At 28.9% G+C, this 5684-nt stretch carries 7 protein-coding genes; all 7 read right to left on the reverse strand.

The features are described 5' to 3' along the window. Positions 1–1152, reverse strand: a 1152-nt coding sequence (gene glmM, locus Q0V08_RS10260; protein ID WP_297434490.1) for a phosphoglucosamine mutase, incomplete at its 3' end; no start/stop codon positions are given. Beyond that, positions 1149–1664: a Gx transporter family protein gene (locus tag Q0V08_RS10265; RefSeq protein ID WP_297434492.1), complete on the reverse strand. Its 516-nt coding sequence runs from the start codon at positions 1662–1664 to the stop codon at positions 1149–1151. The genes glmM and Q0V08_RS10265, both read right to left, overlap by 4 nt. 2 nt (positions 1665–1666) lie before the next feature. After that, entirely contained in the window at positions 1667–3100 is a 1434-nt protein-coding gene (purB, locus tag Q0V08_RS10270) for an adenylosuccinate lyase (RefSeq protein ID WP_297434494.1), read from the reverse strand. Between the two features lie 25 nt (positions 3101–3125). Next, complete coding sequence (locus Q0V08_RS10275; RefSeq protein ID WP_297434496.1) at positions 3126–3551, reverse strand: GNAT family N-acetyltransferase; 426 nt, start codon at positions 3549–3551, stop codon at positions 3126–3128. Then, positions 3552–4478: a signal peptidase I gene (gene lepB, locus Q0V08_RS10280; RefSeq protein WP_297434498.1), complete on the reverse strand. Its 927-nt coding sequence runs from the start codon at positions 4476–4478 to the stop codon at positions 3552–3554. It abuts the gene before it with no gap. 88 nt (positions 4479–4566) lie between these two features. Then, a complete protein-coding gene (gene rplS / locus Q0V08_RS10285; RefSeq protein WP_023051188.1) occupies positions 4567–4917 on the reverse strand; it encodes a 50S ribosomal protein L19 in 351 nt (116 codons plus the stop codon). A gap of 104 nt (positions 4918–5021) precedes the next feature. Beyond that, a complete protein-coding gene (locus Q0V08_RS10290; RefSeq protein ID WP_297434499.1) occupies positions 5022–5600 on the reverse strand; it encodes a hypothetical protein in 579 nt (192 codons plus the stop codon). Positions 5601–5684: the final 84 nt, after the last annotated feature.

The following is a 5684-nucleotide window of genomic DNA, read 5'->3' on the forward strand; positions in this document are numbered from 1 at the left end:
ATTATCTACTCTAACATTTATTAATAGTTGTGGCCAATCTACTATCTCTCCTACTAATTCATCTAGTGATTTTCCTGAATCTCTTATAGCCTCTACTAGTTTAACAGATGTCAATACTCCATCTCCTGTAGTTCCAAAATCTGATAGTATTATATGACCTGATTGTTCTCCACCTATGTTTACATTAAGTTCTTTCATTTTTTCAAGAACATATCTATCTCCAACATTCGCTCTTATTAAATGAATTCCTTTATTTGATAAATAACTTTCAAATCCCATATTACTCATAACAGTTGTTACAACTTGATTATTTTTTAGCTCTCCTCTATCTTTCATTCCTAAAGCTAATACAGCAATAATCTTATCTCCATCTATTATATTCCCATTTTTATCTACAGCAATTAATCTGTCTGCATCTCCATCATAAGCTAATCCCAGATCTGCTTCATATCCCATAACAACTTTAGATAATATTTCTGGATGCGTTGATCCACATCTAACATTTATATTTTTACCGTTTGGAGCATCATTTATTATAACTATCTCTGCTCCTAAAGCTAAAAATACCTCTTTTGCTACTCTATAAGCTGATCCATTAGCTGCATCTAAAATAATTTTCATACCTGAGAAATCACCTTTTACTGTTGAAACAACGTGATCTCTATAAAGATAGTACTCATCTTCTGCATAAGTAAATCTTCCAACTTCATCACCAGCAATAGGATCTTTAGTTATTTCTTCCACATTATCCATTAGCTTTTCTATTTCTAATTCAACTTCATCTGGTAATTTATACCCATCTTCCCAAAATATTTTTATTCCATTATCTTTTGCTGGGTTATGAGAAGCTGATATCATTATTCCAGCTTTTGCTGTACTCTTTTCTGTTAAATAAGCAACTCCTGGAGTTGGAATAACTCCCACAAAATCTATGTTTATTCCCATAGAGTTTAATCCAGCTGTTAATGCTGATCTTAACATATACCCTGATCTTCTTGTATCAGATCCCATTATTACTCTAATTCTTTTTTTATCTGGATATTCCTTTTTTAAAGTATATCCTAATGCATAACCTAATTTTAATGCTAATTCAACAGTTAACTCCTTATTAGCCTCTCCTCTTATTCCATCTGTTCCAAAATATTTTCTCATTTTAATACTCTCTCCCTTCTAAGTTGTAATTTTTCACATATGTACCCTGTTATTAACCCTGAAATACATCCCATAAACAGAAATCCCCAAATAAATATGAAAATTGATTTACTCATAATACTAATACTTCTAAAAAGTAAAAAGTAAACAACTATTAGTTGTGTTAAATTATGTACAAAAGCTCCTGCTATACAGATAGCAATCAGCGATAGATTCTCTCTATATCTAAATAATAAAATGGTCAAGAGGGTACTAGCCCCTCCTGAAATTAAACTTATTATAAAGCTTGGTGAAAAAAGTGTTCCTAACATCATCCCTTGAATAAAAACTCTAAGTAATAAAATTTCTATTGCCATTTTTTCGTCAAATTTTTCTAAAGCTATTATTGTTGCAATATTTGCTAACCCTAACTTCATCCAAGGAAATGGTTTTGGAATTAGTGTTTCTATCAATGATAAATAAAGAGCTAATAGCACAAATGCTGTTAGATATCTCCTTCTTTTATCTGTCATTATTACACCTTTAAATCAGTATTCATTCCTAATAATTCTTTATTCTTTTCAAGAATAGGATTTACTTCTGATTCTAAGAAGTCTACTACTTGCGCTGGAGCAAATCCAATAAAGTTTTTAGGGTCTAAAATTTCCATTAATTTTTCTCTATCTATATCAAAAGATAAATCATTAATAATTCTTTCTATCAAATCATTTTCTAATCCTTCAACTTTAACTTGTTTCCCAGCTTCCATTGAATGAACTCTTATTAACTCATGAAGTTCTTGTCTGTCTCCACCTTTTTTTACACCTTCCATTATTATATACTCTGTTGCCATAAATGGAAGTTCTGCCATAATGTGCTTTTCTATCATTTTAGGATAAACTACTAAACCTTCTAAGATATTTTTCCAAATAATTAAGATTGCATCTACAGCTAAGAATCCTTGTGGTAATGCTAATCTTTTATTTGCTGAATCATCAAGTGTTCTTTCAAACCATTGAGTTGAGGCTGTCATAGCAGTGCTTTGTTGTAATGCTATTACAAACTTTGCTAAAGATGATATTCTTTCACTTCTCATTGGATTTCTTTTATAAGCCATTGCAGATGATCCGATTTGGCTTTTTTCAAATGGTTCTTCTATCTCTTTTAAATGTTGTAATAATCTTAAATCATTTGTAAATTTGTGAGCTGACTGAGCTATATTACTTAGTAAATTGGATATTTCAGAATCAATTTTTCTATCATATGTTTGACCTGTAACTAAAAATCTCTTATTGAATCCCATTTTCTCTGCTACTCTTTCATCTAACTCTTTTACTTTTTTATAATCTCCATTAAATAATTCTTGGAATGATGCCTGTGTTCCAGTAGTTCCCTTTACTCCTCTAAATCTTAAAGTATCTTGTCTAAATTCTAACTCTTCTAAATCTAAAATTAAACTCTGTAACCAAAGTGTTGCTCTTTTACCAACTGTTGTTAATTGTGCAGCTTGAAAATGTGTAAATCCTAACGTCGGTAAATCTTTATATTCATTTGAAAACTTTGCTAACCCATCCATAACATTAATTAATTTTTTCTTTAAAATATTTAAAGCTTCTTTTATTTGAATTAAATCTGTATTATCTCCAACATAAGCACTTGTTGCACCTAAGTGAATTATCGGCATAGCTTTAGGCGCAGCTGTTCCAAATGTATGTACATGAGCCATTACGTCATGTCTAAATTTTTTCTCCATTTCATCTGCTAGTTCATAATCAATATTATTTATATTAGCTTTCATCTCTGCTAGTTGCTCATCTGTAATGTCAAGCCCTAACTCCTTTTCAGTTTCAGCTAAAACATACCATAATTTTCTCCAAGTTGAAAATTTAAATTTTGGTGAAAATATTTCTAGCATCTCCTTTGAGCTATATCTTTCTGCTAAAGGATTCGAATAAATTTCTTTGTTCATTATAAGTTTTCCTCCTAAATATATATTAATTTCTTTCTAGTGACATCAAAATTGCTGCTTCTCCATTAGGATAATAGTTTTTTCTTTTTCCCACATTTACAAACCCTATTTTTTCATAAAAACGCATTGCTATTTTATTACTTTCTCTAACTTCTAAAAATAAATTTTGTTTCCAATTATTTAAATAAAAATTTATTAGTTGTTCACCTATTCTCTTATTTCTAAATTCTTTTTTTACAGCTATCTTCATTATTTCATAAAGATCATATGAATCATGTAAAATTAAATATCCTTTTACATCCTCATCAAAAACTAAAACTTTATACTCTTTTTTATTTACCATATCTTTTAAAGTTTCAAAAGTATAATAACTTTCTAAAAATATCTCTTGCTCTAATAAATTAATTTTTTTTAATATATCTTCGTCACACTTATCAATTTCTATAATCATCTATTTTAATAATCCTATTCTATTTAATGGCCAAAATCTAACAAGGGCTTTTCCTTTAATTCTACTATCTTTTACAAATCCCCACATTCTTGAATCATAACTACCGTTTGTATTATCACCTAAAGCTAAATAGTAATCCTCATTTAAAGTTTTTGTCACTGTTTCACCTTTTAACAGTTTATTTAAAACATCTTGATCATGTATAAAATCAAGTATCATTCCCGTAGGTACTCCATTAACTAAAAATTTTACATCTGGTAACAGTTGAGACACATATGCTCCATTTTCTTTTAAAAGACTTTGAACTTTTGCTACATCAATATTTTCTTTTTCAAATGTATCATTATAATTTTGTCCAGGTACAATTGTTATTATATCGCCCTTTTTAGGAACTATCCATTCATTATAACTTAATTCTCCTAACGGAGTATATTCTCTCTCTGATATTTTCTTTCCATCTATAAACAATCTATCGTATTTTATTTGTACTTTTTCTCCAGGTAATCCCATCAATCTCTTAGTATATAAAACTTTATCCTCAATAGGCTCTTTAAAAACAATTATATCTTCTCTTTCTGGAGCTTTAAAATTATATACCACCATATTTCCAAAAAGTCTATCTTTAGGGATAATAGTAGGTATCATTGATCCTGTTGGTACTAAAAAATTTCCTATATAGAATTTTTGAATGATTAAAACTAAAATTAACGCACTTCCTAAGCTCTCAACTAATTTAATAGTTTTTCTTAAAATTTTTTCAGATGTTTTTCCATTTAAATTAAACTTATTAACAAGATAATCTTCAAATATAGTTCTTTTTTTGTCTATTTTAGCAACAATTTTTTTTTCTTTTACAAATATGTATATAAAAAATGCTGTTAAAATTACATAAAATATTGTATTTAAAATTATATTCTCTCTGCTCATAAATCCACTCCTCTAGTCAATTTATTTATATTTTAACACAAAAAAAAGAAAAAAGCTAAGGAATTGTTCTTCCTTAGCTTTAGAAATCTTACTTTCTGATCTCTTTGATTCTTGCTTTCTTTCCAGAAAGTCCTCTTAAGTAGTAAAGTTTTGATCTTCTTACTTTTCCTATCTTTAAAACTTCGATCTTATCGATCATAGGCGAGTTCATAGGAATGATTCTCTCTACTCCAATTCCACCAGTTACTTTTCTTATTGTGAAAGTCTTTGCAATTCCTCCACCATTTACTCTAATTACTACACCTTCGAATAACTGTATTCTTTCTTTGTTACCCTCTACAACTTTGTAGTAAACTCCAATAGTATCTCCAGCTTTGAATTCTGGAATGTCGTTTCTTAAGTAGTTTTGCTCTACTAATTGAATTAATTTTTCTTTCATTTTAGCCTCCCTGAATATTCATTTAATATTCCATTAAAGCGGAATATTCGTTTTAATAACTATATAAGTGTATCACAAAATATTAACTTTGTCAATTTAGAAGATTAAAATTTGAAATTAAAGTTTAATATTGGTAATACTTCAAAAAGTTCACTATTATCTGCCATATTTACAAGTCCTATTTGTAATCCTTGTAAGTTTTCTGCCATATTTACAAATCCTAACTGTAGTCCTTTTATTTGACTAGCTTTATTAAAGAAACCAAACTGTACTCCAGTTCCTCTTTCTGTAAAGTTAGCTCCTCCTACTTGAACTCCTTTTGTATTATGCTCAACCATGTTAATTAATCCAAATTGAACTCCAGTCATATTTCCACCAACACTGTTAAATGTTAATGGTAAAAAGAACCATCCTAACTTTGCTCCTTCGAAATTCCCCTCAGTTCTATCATAAAAAGATCCTATTGATAAGCCTTTAAAATTTTGCTTTTTATTAGCTATTATATTTACATCTAATCCCTCTACATTTTGATTTTCAGTATATATAAGACCTAATCTTACACCTTTTACACTTGTTGATGGCCCATTTAATTGTGTCGGTGATAATAACCCTAATTCTAAACTCTCCGCTCCAAAAGAAGCTAATGATAATCCTAATAATCCTGTTACTAATTTCTTTTTCATTAAAATCCCCTTTAATATTTTTAATTCTTTTTTTACAAAAAATAAAAAAATGGCGCTTCTTGCTGGGCTCGAACCAGCGACAAC

Origin of the sequence: uncultured Cetobacterium sp. (assembly GCF_947038635.1) — a bacterium.
Taxonomy (GTDB): Bacteria; Fusobacteriota; Fusobacteriia; order Fusobacteriales; family Fusobacteriaceae; genus Cetobacterium_A.

Bases quoted from the DNA above. Each gene is read 5' to 3' on its own strand.
- Q0V08_RS10265 (WP_297434492.1), bottom strand. From the start codon at position 1,664: ATGACAGATAAAAGAAGGAGATATCTAACAGCATTTGTGCTATTAGCT.
- purB (WP_297434494.1), bottom strand. From the start codon at position 3,100: ATGAACAAAGAAATTTATTCGAATCCTTTAGCAGAAAGATATAGCTCA.
- Q0V08_RS10275 (WP_297434496.1), bottom strand. From the start codon at position 3,551: ATGATTATAGAAATTGATAAGTGTGACGAAGATATATTAAAAAAAATT.
- lepB (WP_297434498.1), bottom strand. From the start codon at position 4,478: ATGAGCAGAGAGAATATAATTTTAAATACAATATTTTATGTAATTTTA.
- rplS (WP_023051188.1), bottom strand. From the start codon at position 4,917: ATGAAAGAAAAATTAATTCAATTAGTAGAGCAAAACTACTTAAGAAAC.
- Q0V08_RS10290 (WP_297434499.1), bottom strand. From the start codon at position 5,600: ATGAAAAAGAAATTAGTAACAGGATTATTAGGATTATCATTAGCTTCT.